Origin of the sequence: Fodinibacter luteus, from assembly GCF_039541575.1 — a bacterium.
In the GTDB taxonomy this organism is placed as follows: Bacteria; Actinomycetota; Actinomycetes; order Actinomycetales; family Dermatophilaceae; genus Fodinibacter; species Fodinibacter luteus.
The window spans coordinates 322,814-346,012 of record NZ_BAABGM010000015.1; the positions used below are offsets into that span (position 1 = coordinate 322,814).

Below are 23,199 nucleotides of genomic sequence, written 5' to 3' on the forward strand. Positions count from 1 at the left end.
CTCACGGCAGGGGGAAGGCGCGGCTCACGGCGGAGGTGACGACGCTCTCCTGCAAGGGCATCGACGAGAGAAGTCGTTCCGGCCCGCTCCCCTGCGAGCTGAGCACGGTGCCGCGCAGCTCCCCGCTGCCAGTGGTCCGGCGCACCCAGACCGACTCCGCGACGTCGAGCGGCACGATCGCGACCCGGTCGGACAGCAGGTCGACGGAGCGGGTGCGCGGCGTGCCGTCGATGACGGTGACGACCTCGGCCGTCACGTTCCCGCCCGTCGCGACGAGGTGCAGGCTGCGGTCGACGTCCGCGACGGGCTCCACCGCGGCACCCGCCAGCGAGCGCACCCCGTCCACGGCCCCCGACCACGCGAACTCGCCCGGCGCGGAGCCGTCCCCGACCCGGCTCAGCACCGAGCCGACGACCGGCACGTCCGACCGCAGCATGACGGCATACGTGCCGGTGGGGACACCCTCGAGGGTGAGCTCGCCGACCGAGCCCGCGGCCGCGGTCAGCACGGTGTCGCCGGATGCCGGCACGAGGCCGTCGCCACCGAGCACGGTGACGCGGACGACGGCATCCTGCTCGCCGGGGACGGCGACCCGCACGGTCGTCGCGCCGCCGCCGACCACCGCAGCGGGCACGACCTGCACGGTTGCGGGCTGCGCGATCGGCGCGGTCGTCTCGGCGCCGAGCGCGGTGCTGCCCTCGATCCAGGTGTCGGTGAGGGTCGCCTGGATGCCGCCGCCGTCGGCGCGCACGTGCACCGCGGGCATGGTCTCCGCAGCGGCCCGGGCGTCGAGGAGCAGGCTGACCCGCCCGCCCGGGGGGACGGTCTCGACGACGGGGGCACCGAGCGGTCCGGCGGCGCCGTGGACGGTGACGTCGGTCGTCACGGGGTTGTCGCCGGGGTTGGTGAGCACGAGCCGCTCCTGGCGACCCGGCCCCGCGCCGCCGCCGAGCAGCCAGAGGTCGGACCCGCCGGCGGCGCAGGGCACGGTGACGAGCCCGCGGAGGTCCTTGCCGTCGGCCCGCCACTCCTGGGTGCCGGCGACCGCGGGGGCAAGGGCGCCCGTGCCCGTGAGCCGGACGGCGGCGGCACCCTCGAGCGGGGCCGTCGCTGCGCCGGGGCGCGTGTCGACGGTGAGCACCTTGGCCTTCCCGGCCACGGCGACGAGGGCACCCTCACCCGTGGCCGGCAACGGGAGGAGCTCCTCGGGGCCCGTGGCGGCGGTCAGAGCGGCCGGCACCTCGACGTCGTCGACGCCCGGGATGCCGCTCAGCTCGGGCCCCGGGCAGACCTGGACGACCCGGGTGGCGAGCGCGGAGCCGACGACCGACACGTCCTCGTCCCCGCTCGCGGACACGAGGTCGAGGTCGAGGGGGTGCGCCGCAGCCAGGGCGACGACACCGACCGCGGCACCCGAGGCGAGGACGACGCGGGTGAGTCCGGCAGCGTTGAGCCGGCGGAGGGCTCCGCCCACCCGGTTCAGGCCCTTCATCGCGCACCCACCCGGGACTCGCGACGGCCGAAGGGGACGGCGAGGAAGGCGAGGGCGAGGACGGCCACGACCTGGCCCACGTGCCACCAGAACGCGGGGTCGGCGACGGTGATCGTGAGCCGACTGCTGCCCGGGGGCAGCTCGAACGTGGGGGTGGCGGTCCCGGCGACGGGTGCGAGCACGACGCCGTCGGCCGTCACGACCGCGTGCTCGGCCCACCCCTGCGGTTCGGCGACGACGAGGCGACCGCCCTCGGGGGCGTCGACGGTCGTGGAGGTCGCGGCGTGCTGGCCGGTGGTCGTCACGAGCGAGGGTGCACCGGAATCGGTCTCGAGCCGAAGGCGAGGCGGCGCGACGAGCGCCTGGTCACCGCCGGTGGGGCTGACCCGCCACATCTCCCAACCGTCGCGCGGGGCGATGCGCTGCAGTCCCTCGGTGGCGTCGAGGCGGCGGGTGACCTCCGGGACGACGCCCGAGCGCACCGCGAGCAGGTCGGTGGCGGTGTCGGCGAACAGCGCGGAGCCGGTGGAGGCGTCGCCGAGCACGGTGCTCACCCGCTCGGCGAGCGCGCCGTCGGCGTCGGCGACCGCGGGCAGGGGGCGCACGACGTCGGACGCCTCGCGCCCGACGAAGCGGTACCCGGCGCCCCGCTCTCCCGGGGAGACGAAGAGCGCCCGGGTGGCGAAGGCGCCCTCGGCCTGGTCGACCGAGACCGCCGGCCGCGGGTCACGCCACGGCGCGAGCTCGGTTCCGAAGGTGGCCCAGACGACCCCGCCGGCGGAGGCGAGCACCGCGAGCACCCCGAACGTCGCCGCCCCTCGGCGGGAGAGGGCGCGGACCCGACCGCCGGCCCGGGGCCGACGCAGTGGGATGCCGTCGAGCCCGCGGGTAAGCGCGAGGACGACGACGAGGGCCAGTGGGAGGAGCATCGTGCCGGACCACAGGGTGATCGGCTCGCCGGCTCCGTCGACGCCGGCGGGAACGGTGCCGAGCCGGACCGACGGCGCGACGAGGGCGAGGGCGAGCAGGAGCGGCGCGAGCACGGCGAGGGAGGTGGAGGCGCTCCCCCACGCCCGGCCGCGGACGAGCGAGAGGGTGGCGACGGCGATGAGCGGGACGGAGGTCCAGACGATGGGCGCCCCGGGGCCGCCGGTGTTGAGCAGCGCGAGCTCCCACGGCTGCGGGACGGTGCCGCCCCACTGCCCGAGCCCGGCCCCGGCGACGAGCACCGGCCACGACGCCTCGGCCGAGCGCACGAGCCACGGCCCGAGCACCATGACGGGCACGACGGCGACGACGAGGGCGTGGAGGCGCGCCCCGCGCCGCACGACGAGGATGACGAGCGCGAGGACGACGAAGAGCGCGAGGAGCACCGGCGCGAACGCCCCGAGCACGACCCCGGCGAGGGCCGTCGCGAACGCCGACGTCGCGGTCGAGCGGCGGGTGGCGAGCAGCCACAGGCCGCACGCGAGCGGCGGAAGGAGCACGAGCGCGACGAGGGCGCCGAGCCGGCCCTGCGCCACCGCGGCCGACGCCACCCCCGTCGTCGCCCAGGCCAGCGCGGCGACGCCACGGACCCACCGGGCGGCGGCGACCGGACGGAGGGCGAGGTACGCGCTCACGGCCGCGAGCGGCATCCCGAGGATGACGAGGAGGGCGGCGACGAGCCCAGCCGGCGAGGCGGGGTCGGGGACGAGAGGGAGGTGGGCGACGAGCCAGGCGGGAACGGCGAGGAGGGCCGCCGTCGGGCCCACCGGGTCGGGACCGCCGAGGCCCGCGCCGGTCCAGCCGTCGGTCCAGGCGTGCCACAGGACGCTCGCGTCGGCGCGGTTGCCGACGAGCTCGCCCCCGCTGAGGCCCGAGCCGGCACCGGTGACCACGCCGACCCCGAGCGAACGGCCAGATGCCGCGGCGACGAGGGTGGCGGCGGCGGCGGCGAAGACCCCGGGGTGCCGGACGACCTTGGCGAACCACGAGCGCGGGGTGAGGTCGTGCGCCTCGTCGCCGATCGGCGGGCGCGGCGAGACGAGGGCGTCGTGGACGGCATCCCCCCACTCGCTGAGCACGGCACGACGTGGCTCGAAGAGCTGGCGCAGATCGCGACGGCCGACCTCGCGGCGGTGCCGGGTGCGCCAGCGCGAGGCGGTGCCGCGGAAGGGGTCGAGCGAGGCGATGGACGACAGCTCGGCCCAGGCGGCGCGCGGCCGCTTGAGGAGCAGCAGGCCGGCCGCGGCGAGGACGGAGGTGACGGCGATCCACAGGGCGAGGAAGGGCACGGCCCACCACGGGGCCCGGGCCAGGGCGACACGGCGGGCGGCGCGACGGCGGGCCGGGGTCGAGGCGGCGCCGACGGCCACACCGGGGGCGGTGCGCATCCGTGCCGTCGGGACGACGACGACGCGCCGGCCGGCGTTGTGGGCGCGCCAGCCGAGGTCGAGGTCGGCGCCGACGTCGCCGAACGAGGTCTCCCACCCGCGCAGGGCGACGAGCAGCTCGCGCTCGACGAGCGACCCGGCGAACGGTGCGGCGAGGGCGTCGGTCATCCGGTCGTACTGGCCCTGGTCGGGCTCACCGGGGGTGGGGCGCCCCAGGAGGCGTCCGCCGCGGGTCGTGCGGATCGACATGGCGCGCAGCAGGTGGGGCTGCTCGGCGTCGACGTGCTTCGGGGCGACGAGGCCGGTGGAGCGCGAGCGCCGCCACGTGTCCACGAGCGCGACGAGGGCGCCGGGCTCGGGGGTGGTTCCGACGGGGAGCAGCCAGGCCAGGGTCGTGGGGATGCCGTCGAGGTCGTGCGGGAGGAGGGCACGGTGGGCCACGGCGCGCAACGGGGCGCGGCGGTCGGCGGCCTGGACGGTGATGGGGACGCGATGGGTGCGGCGGGCCTGCTCGACGACGGCGGCGACGTCCAGGACCTCGGTGCCGGAGCCGCCGGTGTCGTCGCCCTCCGACGAGGCCGAGTGCGCACCCTGCTGCGAGGCCGGCTCAGCCGGGGCACACGTGGCGCCGGCCGTGCGGTCGAGGACGAGGACGGCATCCGGCGTGAGGGACTGCTCGAGGACGGCGGTGAGGAGCTCGGCGAGGCCGCCCGGGTCGAGGGCGGTGATGACGACCGCGGTCACCGACGGCTCGGCCCCGCCGGGGTCGGGCGGGGCTGGCGAGGGACGCGCGGGAGCCAGAGTCATGCGGTCAGGTGTGGACGGGTGTCCCCGTCGTCACACCGCACGCTTCTTGAGCTTGCGACGCTCGCGCTCGGACAGGCCGCCCCAGATGCCGAAGCGCTCGTCGTTCTCGAGGGCGTACTCGAGGCACTCGGCCCGCACCTCGCACCCGACGCAGACCTTCTTGGCCTCCCGGGTGGAGCCCCCCTTCTCGGGGAAGAACGCCTCCGGGTCGGTCTGGGCGCACAGCGAGCGCTCCTGCCACGACAGGCCGCTCTCGTCGCCACCTTCGTCGTCCAGCAAACCGTCGATCAGATACAGCTCGTGCATCGTTCCCTCCTCGACCCTCGACCCGGTGCCGCCGGATGGAGAGCCGGAGCACATGCATGGAATTACAAGCGTGTCATACGCTCCGAGTCAAGCCGGATGGTGTAAATACCTTGCTTTTCCCGGCGAGTCGTCGGCGAGTCATCCTCCTGCGAGCACCTGCGGGACGCCGCGGGCTCGGGCTCGCAGCACCGCTCACCCACCCCCGGTGCCGCCCGGGCACCCGCCCGGGCACCCACCCGTTCGCCGCGGCTGGGAGACTGTCCGCCATGCACATCACGGCCATCGCCGGCGGCGTCGGCGGCGCCCGCTTCGTCCGCGGACTGCGCCACCACCTCGACACGACGCCGGGGCTCGCGGACTCCACGATCACGGTCGTCGCGAACACCGGCGACGACATCACCCTGTTCGGCCTGCGGGTCTGTCCCGACGTCGACACGCTGCTCTACACGCTCGGCGACGGCGTGCACGAGGGGCAGGGCTGGGGCCGCGCCGACGAGAGCCACCGCGTGCAGGCGGAGCTCGCCGCCTACGGTGCGGTGCCGCAGTGGTTCGCGCTCGGCGACCTCGACATCGCCACCCACGTCGTGCGCTCACAGTGGCTCGGGCAGGGCGTCTCCCTGAGCGAGGTGACGGCCCACCTCGCCGCCCGCTGGGGGCTGCCCGAGCGCCGCATCGAGCTGCTGCCGATGACCGACGTGCCGGTCGAGACCCACGTCGTCGTCGACGACGGCGAGGGGAGCGAGCGGGCCATCCACTTCCAGGAGTGGTGGGTGCGCCACCAGGCCGCGATCGACGCCAGGCGGTTCGTCGTCGCCGGTCTCGACCGGGCCACGCCGGCGCCCGGGGTGCTCGACGCGATCCGCCGCGCCGACGTCGTGCTCCTGCCCCCGAGCAACCCCGTCGTGTCGATCGGCATCGTCCTCGGCGTGCCGGGGGTGCGCGACGCGCTGCGTGGCACGAACGCCCCCGTCGTCGGGGTCTCGCCGCTCATCTCGGGACGCCCGGTGCGCGGGCACGCCGACGCCTGCCTCGCCGCGATCGGGGTCGAGCAGACCGCCCAGGCCGTCGCCGGGCTCTACGAGGACTTCCTCGACGGCTGGCTCGTCGACCCCGCCGACGCGGCGACGACCCTGCGCCGGGCGCGGGTCGAGGTCTTCGACGGCCCGCTCCTCATGTCCGACGTCGAGGCGAGCGCGCGCATCGCGGCACACGCCCTGCGGCTCGCCGAGACGGGGCGCGCGTGACGGCATCCCGGATGCCGGCGCACCGGCTCCCGGGAACCCTCACCGTCGTGCCCGTCACCGGGGTCGGGGAGGTCGTCCCGGGTGACGACCTCGCGTCCGTGCTGCTCGACGCCCTCGCCGGCGCGGAGGTCGCGGTCGAGCCGGGCGACTGCCTCGTCGTCTCGAGCAAGGTCGTCTCGAAGGCGCTCGGGCTCACGTGGACGGGCAGTCGCGAGGATGCCGTGGCGGCCGGCACGGTGCGCGTCGTCGCCGAGCGCGCGGGCGAGGGTCACGTGACCCGGGTCGTCGAGGCAGTGGCCGGACCGGTCATGGCCGCGGCGGGGGTCGACGCCTCGAACACCGGCCCGACGGATGCGCTACTCGTGCTGCCGGACGACCCGGACGCCGAGGCGGCCCGGCTGCGGGGCGCGGTGCTCGACCGGCTCGGCCTCGAGGCGTCCGCGCCGCTCGCGGTCGTGCTCAGCGACACCGCGGGGCGGCCGTGGCGCGCCGGCCTGGCCGACCTCGCGCTCGGCAGCGCCGGGCTGAGGGTGCTCGACGACCTGCGGGGTGCACACGACCACGACGGCCGCCTGCTCGCGGTCACGGTGCGGGCCGTCGCGGACGAGGTGGCCGCCGCGGCCGACCTCGTCAAGGGGAAGGCGGACGGCATCCCCGCGGCCCTGGTGCGCGGGCTCGATGCCGGGTGGTTCGCGGACGAGGCCCCGGGGGCTCGCTCGCTCGTGCGGACCGGCCCCGGCGACTGGTTCGCGCTCGGCGACGTCGAGGCGGTGCGGGCCGCGCTCGGGGTGGAACCGGGGTCGGCGGCGTCGACGGAGGTCGGGGTCGTCCCGGCGCGACCGGAGGAGGACCTCGGGCCCCGGGTCGGGCGGGTCGTGGCGCTCGCGCTGCACGACGTGCCGGAGGGGTCGGCGGACGTCGGTGTCGACGAGGCGAGCGGGAGGGCCGAGGTGACGCTCGCGGCATCCGACGACTACGAGCTCGGGCGGCTCGTGACGCGCTGCGAGGTGGCGGCCCACAGCGAGCGGCTGCGTGCCCGGGTGACCGCGCGAGGGGTCCGCTCGGTCACCGTCGCCCTGTCCCGGGGCTGAGCCCCGGGGCGTCGCAGGTTCGTTGTGCAGCGAAAGTCCGCTGCGCCGGCGCGATGGTGTAGTGAGCGAATCGCTGCAGGTCAGCGCCCCATCAGCCGGTCGGCGGGGGTGTGGATGGGCCGTTCGGCCACCGTTTCGCGCCCGGGGCTTTCGGGGTCGAGAGCGGGCCGCGGACTCGGCTAGCGTCTCATCCGTCGCGGTCCACGAGGGCCGCGACCGTCGCGGGTCGAGCATGGGCCCGACGACGACGGGGGACCTCGTCGTGCTGGCGACCCGCCAGGTCGTATGTCGTCGGTGACGCCGTCTCGTACCGGATGCCGGAGGGGGCACCCGGTGCGAGCCGGCGGTCATCCGCGGGTGACGGTCGGCTCGGCGTCGAGGGCTTCACCACTCGTGGATCACCGCGCCCGGGTCGCTCAGCGACCCCGGACCGGGAGGTGCGTGCGCGGCGCCATCCGCGGGCCTCACGCCGGTCAGCGACCCCGGACCGGGAGGTGCGTGCGCGGAGCCATCCGCGGGCCTCACGCCGGTCAGCGACCCCGGACCGGGAGGTGCGTGCGCGGAGCCATCCGCGGCCCCCGGCGCGGCCGGAACGCGCCGGACAGCTCGAGGAGGCGCTGGACGCGGTAGCGGTGGCCGGCATAGGGCTCGAGGAGCTCGGCGAGGCCGTCGTCGTCGACGGGCGTGCCGGTGAGCGCCCAGCCGATGTCCTTGGCGACGTGGTAGTCGCCGAAGCTCACCTCGTCGGGCAGCCCGAGCGCCCGCTGCGCGACCTCGGCCCACGTCCAGCGCCCGATGCCGGGCAGCGCCCGGAGGCGGGCGCGCGCAGCGTCGGTGGGCAGGTCGGCGCACTCCTCGAGTCGCCCCGCGTGGCGGACCGCCCGCACGACGGTGCGCGAGCGCTGCGGGTCGACGCCGGCGGCGAGCCACTCCCACGACGGGATGCCGGCCCAGCCGGTCGCGTCGGGCGGCACCACGAGGCGCAGCTCGCGACCCGGACCCGGGGCGGGCTCCCCGAACCGCCGGACGAGCCGCCGGTAGCCGGCGAACGCCTCCTGCCCGGTGACCTTCTGCTCGATGACCGACGGCACGAGCGCCTGGAGCACGAGGCCCGAACGGGGGACGCGCCACCCGCCGTGGGCCCGCCAGGCCTGCGCGACCTGCGAGTGGTGGGGCGCGAAGCCGGTGGGGTCGTCGTGCTCGCCGAGGAGGGCGGGGACCTGCTCGAGCGCCCACGCCGCGCCGGGCCCCCACGCGTCGGCCGTCACCTCGCTCGCCGTGGGCTGGGCCGACAGGCGCAGGGTGACCGGGCCGTCGGGCGTGCGCCACGCGAACCACCACCCGGCGGCGTCCCGGTGGCTCGTCGGGTCGCCTGCCCCACGCCGGAAGACGCCGAGCACCGCCCCGAGCGGCACCGGTCGCGACGTGCGCACGACCCGGGTGGAGCCCCCCGCGGCACGCGCAGGCCGCACCGAGCCCCGGGACCCACCGGCATCCGCCATGGCACCGGCGACGCCCGCGGCACCGGCGACGCTCGTGGCACCGGGGCCAGCGGCGGTGGGGTCGGTCACGGCTCTCCTCGGGGGTCGTCCCGACGATCTCCTCGGGGGTCGTCCCGACGAGCGTAGACGGGCCGGCAGACAGGGTGAGCGGACAGCGTGACTCCCCCCACCGATCGGCGCCGACAGGCCCCGGGTGCGAGACGATGGAGGCAGCCGCACCGAGGAGTTCCGCCATGAGCGCTCCCGCCATCGAGGTCCACCAGCTCACGAAGTCCTTCGGCGCCACGACGGCGCTCGACCACTTCGACCTCGTCGTCCAGCCCGGTGAGGTCACCGGGTTCCTCGGCCCCAACGGCGCCGGGAAGACGACCACGATCCGGATCCTGCTCGGGCTGATCCGCGCCGACGGGGGCACGGCCAGGGTGCTCGGGAAGGACCCGTGGCAGGACGCCGTCGAGCTGCACCCCCGCCTCGCCTACGTGCCCGGCGACGTCGCACTGTGGCCGAGCCTCACCGGAGGTGAGACGCTCGACCTGCTCGCCCGCATGCACGGCCGGGTCGACACGGCGCGCCGGGACCGGCTCGTCGAGCGCTTCGAGCTCGACCCGGCGAAGAAGGTGCGCGCCTACTCCACCGGCAACCGGCAGAAGGTGGCCCTCGTCGCGGCGCTGTCGACCGACGCCGAGCTCTTCCTCCTCGACGAGCCGACCGCCGGGCTCGACCCGCTCATGGAGGCCGCCTTCCGCGACGAGGTCGCCGCGCTGCGCACCCGCGGCGTGACGGTGCTGCTCAGCAGCCACATCCTCGGCGAGGTGGAGCGGCTGTGCGACACGGTGACGATCATCCGCGACGGGCGCGCGGTCGAGGCCGGCAACCTCGCCGAGCTGCGCCACCTCACCCGGTCGACGGTGACCCTGCGCACCCGCTGCGACCTCCGGCGCCCCGGTGGGCTCGCCTGCCTCGCGGCGGTACCCGGCATCCACGACCTCTCGGTCGACGGCGACCTCGTGACGTTCGAGGCCGACGCGGAGCACATCCGCGACCTCGTCTCGGCCCTGACGTGGCTCGACATCACCGACATCACGTGGGAACGCGCCTCGCTCGAGGACCTCTTCCTGCGGCACTACACGACGGTCGGAGGGACGGCCCCCCGATGACGGCCCACGGCACCCGCATCGTCTCGGGGACCAAGCCCGCCCCCGGTCGCCACGCCGCGGCGCACCGGACCAGGGCACCGGAGGGGCGCACGCCTCGTCCGGCCCTCCTCGGGGACCGGACGGGCGGCTCGCACGGGAGCCCACGGCATCCGTATGCCGGGTCGCGGCGGCTGCTGCGGCTCGCCCTGCGAGAGGACCGGCTGCGCATCGTGCTGTGGACCGTCGGCCTCACGAGCATGGCCCTGTTCACGGCGCCGTCGGTCGAGTCCGCGTACGGGGGCGCGGAGGGCATGGAGGCGCGGGCCGCGGTGGCGGGCAACCCGGCCGCGGTGCTCATCAACGGCCCGACCTTCGCACCCGACAACGACACCCTCGGGTCGATGATCGCGAGCGAGCTCGGGATGATGACCTTCCTCGCCGTCGGGGTCATGAGCATCCTGCTCGTCGTGCGGCACACCCGGGCCGAGGAGGACTCGGGGCGCAGCGACCTCGTCCGGGCGCTCGGGAACGGCCGCTTCGCGCCGGCCGTCGCCGCGCTCGGCTCGATGACGGTGGCCAACCTCGCGGTGGCGACCGGCATGTTCCTCGGGCTCCAGGGCCACGGCCTGCCAGGGGTCGACCTCGTCGCGTTCAGCCTGTCGATCGCGGCGGCCGGCGTGGTCTTCGGTGCGCTCGCCGCCGTCACCGCCCAGGTGGCCGACCACGCGCGCCCCGCGAGCGCGATGGCGCTCACCGTGCTCGGCCTGTCGTACGTGCTGCGCGGCATCGGCGACGCGCGCGACCCCGTCGACGGATCGTGGCTGTCGTGGGTGTCGCCGCTCGCGTGGCTGCAGCAGATGCGGCCGTGGGTCGAGCTGCGGTGGTGGCCGCTCGCCCTCACCCTCGCCGCCGCGGTGGGACTCGTCGGCCTCGCGTCGGTGCTCGGCGCACGGCGCGACCTCGGCGCCGGCCTCGTGCCCTCTCGCGCCGGGCGGAGCACCGCCCGGCCCTGGCTGTCGTCCCCGGCCGGCCTCGCGGCGCACGAGCTGCGCGGCGACCTCATCGCGTGGGGCGCCGGCCTCGCGGCGTTCGCCATCCTCTTCGGGGCGCTGACGACGACGATGGAGCAGGCGCTGGCCGACGTGCCCATGATGCAGGACTGGATGGCCCTCGACCCCGGTGCCGTGCGCGACAGCCTGCTCGCCGCGATGATCTCGTACTTCACGGTCGGCACGGCGGCCTTCGCGGTGTCCGCGACCCTGCACCTGCACCACGAGGAGGATGCCGGGACCGCCGCCGTCGCGGTCGTCGACGGGCCCGGTCGGCTGCGCTGGCTGCTGTCGTGGGTGGCGGTCGTCGCCGCCGCGACGGTCGTCGTCCAGGTGCTCGGCGGCCTGGGGCTCGGCATCGGGTTCGGCATCGACACCGGCGACTGGTCGGGGGCGCTCGACCTCGTCGTGCACTCGCTCGTCGGGGTGCCGGCCGTGCTCGTGTTCGTCGGGGTCGTCGTGGCCCTGTTCGGCCTCGTGCCGCGGCTCGTCATGCTCGCGTGGGCCCTCGTGAGCTGGGCGCTGTTCGCGATGATCTTCGGGATGCTGCTCGAGCTGCCCGAGTGGGCGATGAGCCTCTCCCCCATCGAGGCGAGCCCGCGGGTGCCCTACGAGGACCTCGCGGTGACCCCGCTCATCGTGCTGCTCGGCATCACGCTCGTGCTCGGCGTCGCCGGCACGCTCGGCTTCCTGCGCCGCGACATCGACCAGCGGTGAGCCTTGGCCGTCGGGCCCCTCGCTTGCGTCCGGCACCTTGGGGGCCTGAGGCCCCAACCTGCCGGACGTCCCGCGGGGGCGGGGGCGGCGCCATGGGGGCGGGAGTGGTGCGGACTCAGTGGACGCGGCGCGGCGGCACCCGAAGCGGCGGGCCGGCCGGCACGGCATCCCCCGCGAAGGCCGCCCAGACGTACGTCGGGGCGAGCGGTCGTGCGGCGGCGAGCACCGGCGTCGGAACCCGCTCGACCCACGACGGCACGTTGTCGTCGGCCGAGAACGTGCGCGGGTCGGCGAGCACCGGGAGCGTGTAGTCCCAGACCGTGTAGTCGGCGAAGAGCCGGCGCAGTCCCGCGGGGGTGTAGTAGCGCTCGTAGTAGTGCTCGCCCTTCCCCGTCGCCCGCAGGTAGCGGTCGGCGGCGCCGCGAGGTAGCCACGACAGGAAGGGCAGGCGGTGGTGCGGCTCGATGACCTGCCACCGGTGCCCGACGCCGAGGTAGAGCAGCCCGCCGGGCCGCAGCACCCGGTGGATGTCGGCGACGACCGCCTCGGGGTCGACGACGTGCTCGTAGATGTGGTTGAGCACGACGACGTCGACCGACCCGTCGTCGAAGGGCAGGTCCTCGCCCCGGGCGAGGCGGAAGTCGACGCGCTCACCGAAGCGGGCCCGGGCCTTCTCGAGCCCCGGCTCGTCGATGTCGACCCCGCTCGTGCTCGCCCCCGCGAGGGCGAGCTCGTCGGCGATGAACCCGGCCGAGCAGCCGACGTCGACCGCACGGAGCCCGTCGAGAGAGCCGACCCCGAGGGCGTGCCGGACGACGGCGATGATCTTGGCCGCCTTCTTGCGGCGGGCCTGCTCGTCGAGCATCTTCGCCATGATCTCGGAGTAGGCGAGCTGCTCCTCGCGGCCGTGGGTGCCCGGGTCGTCGCTCACGCCGTCGATCCTAGGAGGTGCTGGCGCCGCCCCCACGCCCAGCCGAAGGCCGCGACGCCGAGGTCGGCGAGCACGGCGAGGAAGCGGGCGACGACGACGACGGCCGTCGCGGCCGAGAGCGGCATGAGCGTGACGAGCAGCAGCGCGAGGATGCCGTCGCGCACCCCGACGCCGGCCGGCACGAGGACGCTGAACATCCCCGCCGCCGACGCGAGCGCGAACCCGCCGACGCAGGCGACGAGCAGCTCGCCGGCCGGGGCGTCCGGCGCGACGCTGCGGGCGAGGACGAACGTGCCGAGACCCGTCGACACCCACGCCGCGACGAACCACGCCGAGGTGAGCCCGACCGCGCGCGCCGACAGCTCGTGCTCGAGCGGTTCGCGGCGCAGCAGCCGCAGCCCCCGGGCGATGAGGGCGTTGAGCAGCCGGGGCCACAGCAGCACCGCGCCGAGGGCGACGGCGAGCAGGGCCCACCACACCGACAGGCTCTCGCCGCTGCGGTCGAGCAGTCGCGGCACCGCGGGGATGCCGAGCAGGCAGCCGGTGAGCACGGCGAGCCCGATGGACAGCAGCCCGACGACCGCCATCCGGCGCCGGGGCACCGCGAGCCGCGCGCCCATCTCGGCCTGGGCGACGACGGTCCACACCGACCCGGGCAGGTACTTGCCGAGCTGCCCGACGAAGAAGATGCTCGACGCGGGCGCCGCGGGCAGGTGGGTCCCGAGGTCGGCGAGGAGCACGCGCCAGCCCATGAGGGTGAGCACGGGCGCAGCCGTCGTCAGGGCGAACGCGCCGAGCAGCACCGGCCAGCTCAGCCGCCGCAGCTCGCCGCTCACCGCCTCCCAGTTCGTCCACAGGGCGATGCCGACCGCGACGAGGATGACGACGAGCAGCACGATGCGCAGCACGTCGAGCACCCGCGAGCGGTTCACCGGCGCCTCACCGGCGCCGGAAGGTCAGCCGGAGCACGGCGTAGGCCGGGGCGTCACCGCCCGCCGCCTCGAGGCGGGCGTCGTGCATGCGGCCGAGGACGTCGCCGTCGACGTCCCCGACGAGCCGCAGCCCGAGGTCGTCGGCCCGCGCGAGAATGCCGCGCACGTCGGCCGGGCGGACGGCGAAGTCGGGGTCGTCGTCGCCGATCGGGATCGTCACGACGAGCAGGCCGCCGGAGCGCAGTGCCCACGACGCCTGGCCGATCGCGAGGTCGACGTCGGATGCCGTGCAGCCGCCGGGGTGGAGTCGGGTGATGACGTCGAGGCTCGCGGTGTCGACGTCGAGCGCCGCGACGGCGGCCCGGCGCCCGGTGAGCTCGAGCTCGACGGGGGCGAACCCCACCGCCCGCGCCCAGCGGCCGAGCGGGCTGCCGCTGCCGGACTCGTCGACGACGACCGAGGAGCGCTGGCCGTCGTCGCGGATCCGCAGGATCGCGGCGAGCGCGCCGAGCGCCGACCACGCGGCGACGGGCTCCCCCGGCCGCGGGAGCCCGAGGAAGCGAGCGATACCGACGGCGTCGTGGGCGTCGGCGTCGACGGCGAGCAGGTCGGTGGCGCGCACCCACTCGGGGATGTCGGAGGGCGACAGGTCGACGACGGGGCCGCGTCGGGCGCGCAGCCCGGCGATGCCCGCGCGGGCCCGGGCGAGCGGCCCGAGCGGCACGGCCGGCGGCTCCTCCTCGCCCTCGACGGGGGCCGCCGCGAGCGCCTCGATGCCGCCGACGTAGTTCGCCCACGGTCCCGACAGGTCCGGGGGGCGGACGGCGGCCCGGAGCGACTCGGCGACACCGGGTTCGGCGAGGCGGCGCAGCGCGGCCACGAGGGCGTCCCGGTCCGAGGGTGGCACGAGGAGCCCGTCGACGCCGTCGCGCACCTGCTCCGGGAACGTGCCCACGGCGCTCGCGAGCACCGGCACGCCGTGGCGCAGCGCGAGGAGGGCGTTCTGGGATGCCGTCGCCGCCCGGTAGGTCAGCGCGACGACGTCGTGCCGGGCGAGCAGGCCCGCGATCCGGTCGGCGGGCACGTAGCCGGGGTGCACCTCGACGCGGCCGCCGAGGCGCGGATCGGCGGCCAGCTCGCGAACCCTGCGACCGGCATCCCCCCAGAGCTCGCCCGCGATGGTGAGGGTCAGGCCGGGGACCTCGCGCATGGCGTCGACGAGGAGGTCCACGCCCTTGTAGTCGCGCACGATGCCCAGCGAGAGCAGCCGCACGGGGCCGTCGTGCTCGGGGCGGGGCTCGGGGTCCCCGCCCGGCAGGTGCGGTGGGAGCTCGAGCTCGCGGACGTGGGCGGCGCCGAGCGAGGCGGCGAGGCGGGCCTGGTCGTCGGAGTGCACGACGACGGCGTCGACGCGGGCGAGGAGGGCCTGCACGAGGCGGCGGTCGCCGGGGTGGCCCTCGTGCGGGAGGACGTTGTGCGCGACGAGCACGCTGCGGGGGCCGCGCCCCGTCGGGGTCGCGCGCCCGGCGCCGGCGGCGCGCAGGAGGGCGAGGTGCGCGGGCACGACGGCGGGCAGGACGTGGACGACGACGACGACGTCGGCGTCGCGCAGCCGTCGCCCGGCGCGCACCCACGTGTCGGGGCGCGCCCACGACAGCACCCGCAGGGTGCGCGGGAAGGGCTCGACGTCGGGGCTGCCACCCGGCACCGCCTGTTCGCCGGGGTAGAGCGCCGACGGGTAGAGGTGGCTCCACGACACGAGGGTGACGTCGTGGCCGGCCTCGGCGAGCTCGTGGGCGAGGGTGGTCGTGTGGGCCGCGACGCCGCCCTTGTACGGGTGGGTCGGACCGACGAGAGCGACCCTGAGCGAGGCGGTGTCAGACACCGTCTCTCGACCTCACGACGAGGTCGGAGAGCAGCGCGAGGCTGGCGATCATGATGCCGCTGACGATGAGCAGCACCGTGCTCGCCGGGAAGTAGAACGGGTGGCGCACCATGTCGACGACCGCCTTGACGACCCCGATGACGACCATCCACAGCGCGGGCGGCATGAGCACCTTGAGCGGGTCGAAGTACATGACCATCCGCAGCACCTGGAGGATGTAGCGGTACGCGTCGTTGACGAAGTGGAACTTGCTCACCCCGGCGCGCTTGGCGTAGCTCGTGTCGACGTACTTGATGTCGTGCTGGTTGGACAGGAACGCGATGGTGATCGTCGTGACGCACGAGAAGCCGGCCGGCAGCAGGCGCAGGTAGGGCAGGGAGACGTCGCGGCGGAAGGCGCGCAGGCCGGAGTTGAGGTCCGGGATCCGGCTCTTGGTGAGCCACTCGGCGATCTTGCGGATGAACCACTTCGCGGGCACCCGGGCCCACTTGTGGGTGCCCTGCTCCGTCGTGCGGGCGCCGACGACCTGGTCGTAGGTGGCGTCGTCACGCAGGATGCGCACGAGGTCGGGGATCTTCTCGTTCTCGTAGGTCATGTCGGCGTCGGTCCACACGACGATCTCGCCGCGGGCCTGCTGGGTGCCGATCCGCCGCGCGGTGCCGGAGCCGCCGTTGCGGCGGAACGGCAGGATCCGCAGGTGCGGGTAGCGCTGCTGGGCGTGGCGGAGCACGTCGAGGGTGTCGTCGGTGCTCGCGTCGTCGATGCAGAGCAGCTCGTACGTGAGCTCGCTGGCCGTCATCGCCGCGGTGATCCGGTCGATCTCCTCGAGCACGTGGGCGCCCTCGTTGTAGCAGGGCAGCACGATCGTCACGTAGGGCGCGGGGCCGGCACCGGCGGTGCCGTCCTCGATGGGGTAGGCCGGGTGACCGGTGCGGGCACCCGGTGCGCTCACGCCGGATGCCGTGCCGGCCGGGTCGTCGCTGCGTGCCGCGCGGGCCGGGTCGTCGCCGCGGCCCGCCGGCTGGCCCGGGCGCACCGAGATCCGCTCGGTCGGTGCGGCGGGGTCGTCGCTGCGGCCCGCCGACTCGCCCGGGCGCACCGAGATCCTCTCGGTCGGGGCGGCGTGCAGGGCCTCGTGGCCGGCGTCACGGCTGGAGTCCCGGCCGGTGTCGGGGTCGTGGTCGGCGGGGCCCGTGGGCGCGGCGTCCGGGTGCTCGTTCATCGCCCGTGAGCCTACCGGCGGGTGCGGTCCCGGCCGGTCGCGGTCGGTCGTCCTCCCGCACCCCCGACTCCTTGCACATCTCCCACCCGAACCCGCCCGTTCCGGGCCCGTCGGCGTGGGTGATCTGCAAGGAGTGGGGCTGGGGTGAGCCGACCGAACGGGGTGGCTCTCCCCCGGCGAGGCTCCCACCCCTGCGGATGGACCGTCCCTAGCATCGGGGCGACGGCCGGCGCGAAGGGGTGAGGCCCGTGAACCTCGAGAAGGTGATCTTCGGCTTCTTCGTGCTGCTCGCGGCGACGCTGAACTTCGGCTTCTTCATCGGCGACATCGCCGACCCGAACCTGCACAACCGCTACGAGCTGTTCGCGGCCGTCGCCGTCAACCTCATCGCGACGGTGCTCAAGTTCGGCGACCGCACCCAGATCGGCGCCGTCCACCTCGCGACGAGCCTCGTGGCCGACCTGCAGCTCATCGCCGCGGCGGTCGTGCTCGTCTACGCGAACAACGTCAGCGCAGCGGGCCTCACGCCCGAGTCGACGGCGAGCGTCGTGTCCCTGTCCGGCGGCGCCCTGCTCGCCAACCTCGTCTCGGTCGTCCTGCTCGTCATCGAGACCGTCTCGTACCGCCGCCGCTAGGCCGCCACGATGTCCTGGTCGGAGCAGGCGCCGAGCAGTGCCGAGGTCCGCGCCGCCGTCGGGCCGCAGTCGTCCGAGGCGGTCTTCCTCGTCCTGCGCCGGATGCGGGTGCCCTTCATCGTGCTCATCACGATCTTCTCGGTCAGTGTGCTCGGCCTGACCCTCATCCCCGGGAGCTCCGAGGACGGGCCGTGGCGGCTGGGCTTCTTCGAGGCGTTCTACTTCATGAGCTACACCGCGACGACGATCGGCTACGGCGAGATCCCGCAGGCCTACAACGACGCCCAGCGGCTGTGGGTGACCCTGTCGATCTACCTCACCGTCGTCGGGTGGGCGTACGCGATCGGCTCGCTGCTCTCGCTTGCCCAGTCGCGCCCGTTCAAGCTGGCGATCGCGGCGCAACGCTTCCGCCGCTCGGTCACCCGGCTGCGCGAGCCGTTCTGGCTCATGGCCGGGCACGGCCAGACCGGTGAGCTGCTCGGCACCTGGCTCGACGACCTGGGTCGTCGGTTCGTCGTCGTGGACAGCGCGGAGCAGGCCGTCGACGACCTCGACCTCGGCTCGTACGTCTCCGACGTCCCCGCCCTCGTCGCGGACGCCCGCAACCCGCAGGTGCTCGTCCAGGCGGGGCTGACCCACCCGAGCTGCGCCGGGGTCCTCGCCCTCACCGACGACGACGAGGCCAACCTCGCCATCGCCATGGCCGCCTCGGTGCTGCGCCCCGACGTGCCCGTCATCGCCCGTAGCGCGACCCCGGGCATCACCGCGCGGATGCGCCAGTTCGGGTCCCCCACGGTCATCGACCCCTTCGACCGCTTCGGCGACCACTTCGCCGTCGCGCTGCGCTCCCCCGCCACCGAGCAGCTGGCCAACTGGCTGACCCGCGCCCCGGGCGCCCCGTTGCCGACGGCCCACCCCGCCGTCGAGCCGGGCCTGTGGGTCATCTACGGCTACGGCCGCTTCGGGCGCGAGATGACGCGCGACCTGCGGCGCCAGGACCTCGAGGTCGTCGTCATCGACAAGGACGCGGGGCTGCCGGGCGACCCCGACGACCCGGACGGCGTCGAGGACGTCATGGTCGGCGACGGCACGAGCCACGACGTGCTCGACCGTGCCGGCATCCACCGCGCCGTCGGCTTCGTCGCCGGTACCGACAACGACACGACGAACCTCTCGCTCGTCAGCGCGGCGCGGCGGGCCAACCCGGGCCTGTACGTCGTGGCCCGCCAGAACCAGCCCTCGAACACCGACCTGTTCGCGGCGTTGCCGATCGACCTGCTCCTCGTGCCGACCGCGGTCGTCGCGCAGGAGGCGCTCGCGCACATCGGCGCCCCGATGCTGTGGCAGTTCCTCGAGTCCTCGGCGCACCTCGGGCAGGACTGGTCGGCGGCCCTGCTCGCCCGGCTCGTCGAGCGGTGCGGGGAGGGGTCCCCCGAGCTGTGGCACGTCACCCTGGATGCCGTCGACGCGCCGGCCGTCGTGCGCCGGATGGGCGGTCACGACGTGCGGCTCGGGGACCTCCTGCGCGACCCGCTCGACCGCGACCAGCCGCTGGATGCCGTGTGCCTCATGGTCGAGGGCGGGCACGGCACGCAGCTCGCGCCGCCCGACGACCACCCGCTGCACGACGACGACCGCCTGCTGCTCGCCGGGAGGCCGGCGGCCCGCCGCGCGCTCGAGACGACGATGCACGTCGACGCCTCGGCGGCGTACTGCCTGTCCGACGAGCCCGCCGCCTCGAGCTGGCTGTGGCGCGTGCTGACCCGCGAGGGCCAGCGGTCCTGACCCGCGAGGACCAGCGGGCTGGCACTGAGGGCCGGCAGCCCTGACCCGCGAGGGCCGGCAGCCCTGACCCGCGAGGGCCGGCAGCCCTGACCCGGGAGTGGCGGCGGTCCCGACCCGGGAGAGCCAGCGGTGCCCCGCGACAGGTGTCGGTCGTGACCCGCGGCGGTCAGTCGGCGCCGTCGATGAGGCGGGCGACGGCCTTCTCGATCGCCGCCTGCCGCTTCGCCTCGTCGGGGTAGCTGCGGGCCAGGGTCGGCGCGATCGTCACCCCGGCCTCGTACTGGTCGATGACCCGCGGGTCGATGTACGACTTCTTCGCAATGGTCGGGGTGTTGCCCAGGTAGGCCGAGACCTCCTCGACCGCCGCCTTGACCGCGCGCTTCTGCGAGGCCTTGGTGGTCCCCCTCTCCGGGCTCTCGGCGAGGGCGACCGCGGCGAGCACCGTGGCGTGCCAGGTGCGGAAGTCCTTGGCGGTGAGGTCCTCGGCGACCATCTGCGCGATGTAGGCGTTGACGGCCGAGGCGTCGAGGTCGGCCCAGCGGGCCTCCCCCCGGTAGGCGAGCAGGCGGGCGGACCCGCCGCGGCGCCGGCGCATGAGGTTGAGCGACTCGATGACGTGCGGGTCGCTGATCGTGATCGAGTGCTCGATGCCGGACTTGCCGACGAAGCTGAAGAGGAGGTCCGCGCCACGGCGGCGTACGTGCCGGCGCTCGAGGGTCGTCAGGCCGAACGAGCCGTTGGCATCGGCGTAGGCGTCGCTGCCGATCCGGAAGTAGCCGAGGTCGAGCAGGCGGGTGGCGGTCGCGGCGGCGCGCGCGAGCGGCATCCCCTCCGCCCGCAGGTCCTCGATCATCCGCTCCCGGGCGCGGGCCAGCCGGGCACCGGCCACCTTGACCCGGTCGAACTTCAGCTGGTCGCGCTTCTCGCGCCACACCGGGTGGTAGAGGTACTGGCGTCGGCCGGCCGCATCGGTGCCGATCGCCTGGATGTGGCCGTTGGGCCACGGGCAGATCCAGACGTCCTTCCAGGCCGGCGGGATGGCCAGGGAGCGGATCCGCTCGACGTCCTGCGCGGGGAGCCGGGCGCCGTCGCCGTCGAGGTAGGCGAAGCCACGCCCCGCGCGGCGCCGCGTCCACCCCTTCATCTGCGGCGTCACCCGTCGCAACCTCGGCATGCGGGTGACCCTATGCCAGCACGCCGACCCGCCGGCTCGGGCGATACACGCCATCCCGGGGACGCCGCACTCCCGGACGGGTGCGGGTTTGGCCGACCACGACGGGTGTGCGACGGTTACCCCATGCCGGGCCTGTCGACAGACGCCGTTCTCGACCTCCTGCGTGAGGTCTCCGCCGAGGTGATCACACCTCGCTTCCGGTCGCTCGCCGCAGGCGAGGTCATGGAGAAGAACCCCGGCGACCTCGTGACGGTCGCGGACCGCGAGGCCGAGTCCGTCATCACCGCGCGGCTCACCGCCGCCTACCCGGATGCCGTCGTCCTCGGCGAGGAGGCGTACGCCGCTGACCACGCGCTCATGGACCGGTACCTCGCTGCCGAGCACGCGTTCACCGTCGACCCCGTCGACGGCACGAAGAACTTTGTCCACGGCTCCCCCGACCACGCCGTCATGGTGGCGGAGACCGTCGCCGGCCAGCCGGTGCGGGCGTGGATCTGGCAGCCCGAGCACGGCGTCGGCTGGGTCGCGGAGAGCGGAGCCGGCGCGTGGCGCGACGGGGTGCGCCAGCACACCACCCCCGTCGCGAACGACGGGCAGCCGCAGGGGGTGACATCGATCTGGTCGATGCGCGACCAGCGGCTCGGCAGCCTGCCGCGGATGCGGCTGTCCTGGGTGTGCTGCGGGGTCGACTACCCGCGACTCATCGAGGGGGCCGCGGACTACATCCTCTACAGCCGCACCAACCCGTGGGACCACGTCCCGGGGTCACTCCTCGTGACCGAGGCCGGCGGCACCGTGGGGCACCCCGACGGCACGCCGTACACGCCGCGGTCGCTGCGCCCCGGGGTCGTCGTCGCCGTCGACCACCCCACCTACGTCGCTGTGCAGCGGCACGTCCACGGGGCCTTCGAGCGCTGACGGCGGCCTTCTGGGCCGGCAGGATCTCTGCCGTGCACCAGCACGCGGGATGCCGTGCACCAGCACGCGGGATGCCGTCCAGCAGAACGAGGCATGCCCTCCAGCAGCACCCAGGACCTGACTCGTGCCACCGCGGCGTGATTCCGGGTCGCTGCGAGCATTTGCGCTGGTCAGCGGCTTGCCCGGGTGGAGGTTGACACACTAATCGGGCCGATAGGGTCGGTGGTCGTGGTGTTTGTGCGGAAAGTCCCGACAGCTTCGGGGGCCACGGCGGTGCAGATCGCGGAGCGTGTCGGGGACCGCGACAACGTGATTGAGCACGTGGGATCGGCCCGCACGCCCGCGGAGTTGGTGGCCCTGTTGGAGGTCGCGCGGGCCCGGCTGCATCCCGGGCAGGGCGAGCTGGAGCTGACGCTTCCCGCGGGCCGGGTCGGCCGTGGCGTGATCACCGGCAAGCGGTGCGCGCTGCTGTGGCAGGTCCTCACCGGCGGGTATCGCGAGCTGGGGTTTGACGCGGTGGGTGATGACGCGTTCGAGCAGATGGTGCTGGCCAGGATTGTTGAGCCGACGTCGAAGGCTGACTCGGTGCGGGTCTTGGAGGAGATCGGTGTCGAGCACGCCTCGCTGCGCACGATGTTCCGCTCGTTGAAGCGCTGCCAGGACCGCGGGTACCGCGACACCCTCGCAGCCGCGTGTTACGAACACGCCTCCACCGCAGGGGACCTATCGCTGGTGCTGTACGACGTGACGACCCTGTACTTCGAAGCTGAGGACGAGGACGACCTGCGCAAGGTCGGCTACTCCAAGGAACGCCGGGTCGACCCACAGGTCCTGGTCGGGCTCCTGGTGGACCGGGGCGGGTTCCCGCTGCAGGTCGGGTGCTTTGAGGGCAACAAGGCCGAGACGGCCACGATCATCCCGATCGTCACCGCGTTTGCGGCCCGGCACAGCATCGAGGGGATGGTCGTGGTCGCTGACGCCGGGATGCTGTCCGCGGCCAACCTGCGCGAGCTCGACGAGGCCGGGTTGCGGTTCATCGTCGGGTCCAGGGTGACCAAGGCCCCGATCGACCTGGCCTCGCACTTCCGCTGGCACGGAGACGCGTTCACCGACGGCCAGGTCATCGACACCCTCACCCCGCGCCGAGGCCGCAACACCGACAACGACCCCGCGCTGCGGGCGGAACCGGTGTGGGAGCCCGGCGAGCATGAGGGGTCGTGGCGGGCGGTGTGGGCGTACTCGGCCAAACGCGCCGCCAGGGACGCCCGGACGCTGACCCTGCAGGAGAACCGCGCCAAGGCGGTCGTCGCCGGGGAGAAGGCCGCCCGCACCCCGCGGTTCGTCAAGACCAGCAATGGGGCCCGCACCCTGGATGAGGCGTCACTGGCCCGGGCGCGCCGGCTCGAGGGCCTGAAGGGGTACGTGACGAACATCCCCGTCGAGCTGATGCCGGCGGGGGAGGTCGTCAGCTCATACCACGACCTCTGGCAGGTCGAGGCGTCGTTCCGGATGTCCAAGAGCGACCTGCGTGCCCGGCCGATCTTTCACCACAGCAAAGACGCGATCGAGGCCCACCTGACCATCGTGTTCGCGGCGCTGGCCATCTCCCGGCGACTCCAAGACCAGACCGGGATGAGCATCAAGAAGGTCGTGCGCGCACTCCGCCCGATCCAGCAGATCACCCTCACCATCGGCGGGCACCCCCACACCGCGGCCGACCCACTCACCGACGCAGCCCGAGACATCCTTACCGCCACCGGCCACGACAGCGCGACACACTAAATTGGCACGACTCGGGAGGCATGCCCTCCAGCAGCACCCAGGATGTCGTGCACCAGCACGCGGGATGTCGTGCACCAGCACGCGGGATGCCGTGCAACAGCATGCGGGCATGAGAAAGGGCCCGCTGGTGGGCGGGCCCTTTCTGTGAATGGTTGTCCGGCTGCGTCCTACTCTCCCACACCGTCACCAGTGCAGTACCATCGGCGCTGAAGGGCT

Annotated in this window: 17 protein-coding genes; 8 read left to right on the forward strand and 9 right to left on the reverse strand. The window is 74.6% G+C overall.

Features of this window, described 5'->3' with window-relative positions:
- Nucleotide 1 precedes the first annotated feature (1 nt).
- From ABD899_RS13305 to ABD899_RS13315, 3 genes are read right to left on the reverse strand one after another with little or no spacing between them, the layout of a single operon-like run.
- Entirely contained in the window at nt 2-1,492 is a 1,491-nt protein-coding gene (locus ABD899_RS13305) for a DUF5719 family protein (protein ID WP_345206777.1), read from the reverse strand.
- Complete coding sequence (locus ABD899_RS13310; RefSeq protein ID WP_345206778.1) at nt 1,489-4,674, reverse strand: hypothetical protein; 3,186 nt, start codon at nt 4,672-4,674, stop codon at nt 1,489-1,491. Before ABD899_RS13310 ends, ABD899_RS13305 begins: the two co-directional genes overlap by 4 nt.
- 30 nt (nt 4,675-4,704) lie before the next feature.
- Nucleotides 4,705-4,980, reverse strand: coding sequence for a WhiB family transcriptional regulator (locus tag ABD899_RS13315; RefSeq protein ID WP_345206780.1), 276 nt, complete (start codon nt 4,978-4,980; stop codon nt 4,705-4,707).
- 266 nt (nt 4,981-5,246) lie between these two features.
- Here ABD899_RS13315 and cofD point away from each other — a divergent pair, with 266 nt between their 5' ends.
- Nucleotides 5,247-6,224 (forward strand): 2-phospho-L-lactate transferase, encoded by a 978-nt coding sequence (gene cofD, locus ABD899_RS13320; protein ID WP_345206782.1) that lies wholly within the window; start codon nt 5,247-5,249, stop codon nt 6,222-6,224.
- A complete protein-coding gene (locus ABD899_RS13325) occupies nt 6,221-7,315 on the forward strand; it encodes a coenzyme F420-0:L-glutamate ligase (protein ID WP_345206784.1) in 1,095 nt (364 codons plus the stop codon). Before cofD ends, ABD899_RS13325 begins: the two co-directional genes overlap by 4 nt.
- Before the next feature lie 530 nt (nt 7,316-7,845).
- Here the strand turns inward: ABD899_RS13325 and ABD899_RS13330 are convergent.
- Complete coding sequence (locus ABD899_RS13330; protein WP_345206786.1) at nt 7,846-8,886, reverse strand: DNA-3-methyladenine glycosylase family protein; 1,041 nt, start codon at nt 8,884-8,886, stop codon at nt 7,846-7,848.
- A gap of 164 nt (nt 8,887-9,050) precedes the next feature.
- Between ABD899_RS13330 and ABD899_RS13335 the strand changes: the two genes are divergently transcribed.
- Both ABD899_RS13335 and ABD899_RS13340 read left to right on the forward strand, forming a co-directional pair.
- Nucleotides 9,051-9,974 (forward strand): ABC transporter ATP-binding protein, encoded by a 924-nt coding sequence (locus ABD899_RS13335; protein WP_345206788.1) that lies wholly within the window; start codon nt 9,051-9,053, stop codon nt 9,972-9,974.
- Nucleotides 9,971-11,719, forward strand: coding sequence for an ABC transporter permease (locus ABD899_RS13340; RefSeq protein ID WP_345206790.1), 1,749 nt, complete (start codon nt 9,971-9,973; stop codon nt 11,717-11,719). The genes ABD899_RS13335 and ABD899_RS13340 overlap by 4 nt, the downstream gene beginning before the upstream one ends.
- 115 nt (nt 11,720-11,834) lie before the next feature.
- Here the strand turns inward: ABD899_RS13340 and ABD899_RS13345 are convergent, their stop codons facing one another.
- From ABD899_RS13345 to ABD899_RS13360, 4 genes are read right to left on the reverse strand one after another with little or no spacing between them, the layout of a single operon-like run.
- Complete coding sequence (locus ABD899_RS13345; RefSeq protein WP_345206792.1) at nt 11,835-12,650, reverse strand: class I SAM-dependent methyltransferase; 816 nt, start codon at nt 12,648-12,650, stop codon at nt 11,835-11,837.
- Nucleotides 12,647-13,582 (reverse strand): lysylphosphatidylglycerol synthase domain-containing protein, encoded by a 936-nt coding sequence (locus ABD899_RS13350; protein WP_345206794.1) that lies wholly within the window; start codon nt 13,580-13,582, stop codon nt 12,647-12,649. The genes ABD899_RS13345 and ABD899_RS13350 overlap by 4 nt, the downstream gene beginning before the upstream one ends.
- Before the next feature lie 7 nt (nt 13,583-13,589).
- Complete coding sequence (locus ABD899_RS13355; RefSeq protein WP_345206796.1) at nt 13,590-15,467, reverse strand: glycosyltransferase; 1,878 nt, start codon at nt 15,465-15,467, stop codon at nt 13,590-13,592.
- Nucleotides 15,460-16,689: a glycosyltransferase family 2 protein gene (locus tag ABD899_RS13360; RefSeq protein ID WP_345206798.1), complete on the reverse strand. Its 1,230-nt coding sequence runs from the start codon at nt 16,687-16,689 to the stop codon at nt 15,460-15,462. Before ABD899_RS13360 ends, ABD899_RS13355 begins: the two co-directional genes overlap by 8 nt.
- A 248-nt stretch (nt 16,690-16,937) precedes the next feature.
- Here ABD899_RS13360 and ABD899_RS13365 point away from each other — a divergent pair, with 248 nt between their 5' ends.
- Together ABD899_RS13365 and ABD899_RS13370 are read left to right on the forward strand one after the other, a co-directional pair.
- On the forward strand, nt 16,938-17,324 hold the full coding sequence (locus ABD899_RS13365) for a DUF6394 family protein (protein ID WP_345206800.1): 387 nt from the start codon (nt 16,938-16,940) through the stop codon (nt 17,322-17,324).
- Between the two features lie 9 nt (nt 17,325-17,333).
- The gene (locus tag ABD899_RS13370; protein WP_345206802.1) at nt 17,334-19,109 is read left to right on the forward strand and encodes a potassium channel family protein; all 1,776 of its coding nucleotides are present in this window, start codon (nt 17,334-17,336) and stop codon (nt 19,107-19,109) included.
- Between the two features lie 166 nt (nt 19,110-19,275).
- Here the strand turns inward: ABD899_RS13370 and ABD899_RS13375 are convergent, their stop codons facing one another.
- Nucleotides 19,276-20,265 (reverse strand): DNA topoisomerase IB, encoded by a 990-nt coding sequence (locus tag ABD899_RS13375; RefSeq protein WP_345206804.1) that lies wholly within the window; start codon nt 20,263-20,265, stop codon nt 19,276-19,278.
- Between the two features lie 141 nt (nt 20,266-20,406).
- Between ABD899_RS13375 and ABD899_RS13380 the strand changes: the two genes are divergently transcribed.
- Both ABD899_RS13380 and ABD899_RS13385 read left to right on the forward strand, forming a co-directional pair.
- Nucleotides 20,407-21,201 (forward strand): inositol monophosphatase family protein, encoded by a 795-nt coding sequence (locus tag ABD899_RS13380; RefSeq protein WP_345206806.1) that lies wholly within the window; start codon nt 20,407-20,409, stop codon nt 21,199-21,201.
- A gap of 228 nt (nt 21,202-21,429) precedes the next feature.
- Complete coding sequence (locus ABD899_RS13385; RefSeq protein ID WP_425474966.1) at nt 21,430-22,983, forward strand: IS1634 family transposase; 1,554 nt, start codon at nt 21,430-21,432, stop codon at nt 22,981-22,983.
- Nucleotides 22,984-23,199 lie beyond the last annotated feature (216 nt).

What these genes read in the sequence shown, in the direction of transcription:
- ABD899_RS13380 (WP_345206806.1), top strand. Translation starts at nt 20,407, where the DNA reads ATGCCGGGCCTGTCGACAGACGCCGTTCTCGACCTCCTGCGTGAGGTC.
- ABD899_RS13315 (WP_345206780.1), bottom strand. Translation starts at nt 4,980, where the DNA reads ATGCACGAGCTGTATCTGATCGACGGTTTGCTGGACGACGAAGGTGGC.
- ABD899_RS13335 (WP_345206788.1), top strand. Translation starts at nt 9,051, where the DNA reads ATGAGCGCTCCCGCCATCGAGGTCCACCAGCTCACGAAGTCCTTCGGC.
- ABD899_RS13370 (WP_345206802.1), top strand. Translation starts at nt 17,334, where the DNA reads ATGTCCTGGTCGGAGCAGGCGCCGAGCAGTGCCGAGGTCCGCGCCGCC.
- cofD (WP_345206782.1), top strand. Translation starts at nt 5,247, where the DNA reads ATGCACATCACGGCCATCGCCGGCGGCGTCGGCGGCGCCCGCTTCGTC.
- ABD899_RS13310 (WP_345206778.1), bottom strand. Translation starts at nt 4,674, where the DNA reads ATGACTCTGGCTCCCGCGCGTCCCTCGCCAGCCCCGCCCGACCCCGGC.
- ABD899_RS13340 (WP_345206790.1), top strand. Translation starts at nt 9,971, where the DNA reads ATGACGGCCCACGGCACCCGCATCGTCTCGGGGACCAAGCCCGCCCCC.
- ABD899_RS13360 (WP_345206798.1), bottom strand. Translation starts at nt 16,689, where the DNA reads ATGAACGAGCACCCGGACGCCGCGCCCACGGGCCCCGCCGACCACGAC.
- ABD899_RS13305 (WP_345206777.1), bottom strand. Translation starts at nt 1,492, where the DNA reads ATGAAGGGCCTGAACCGGGTGGGCGGAGCCCTCCGCCGGCTCAACGCT.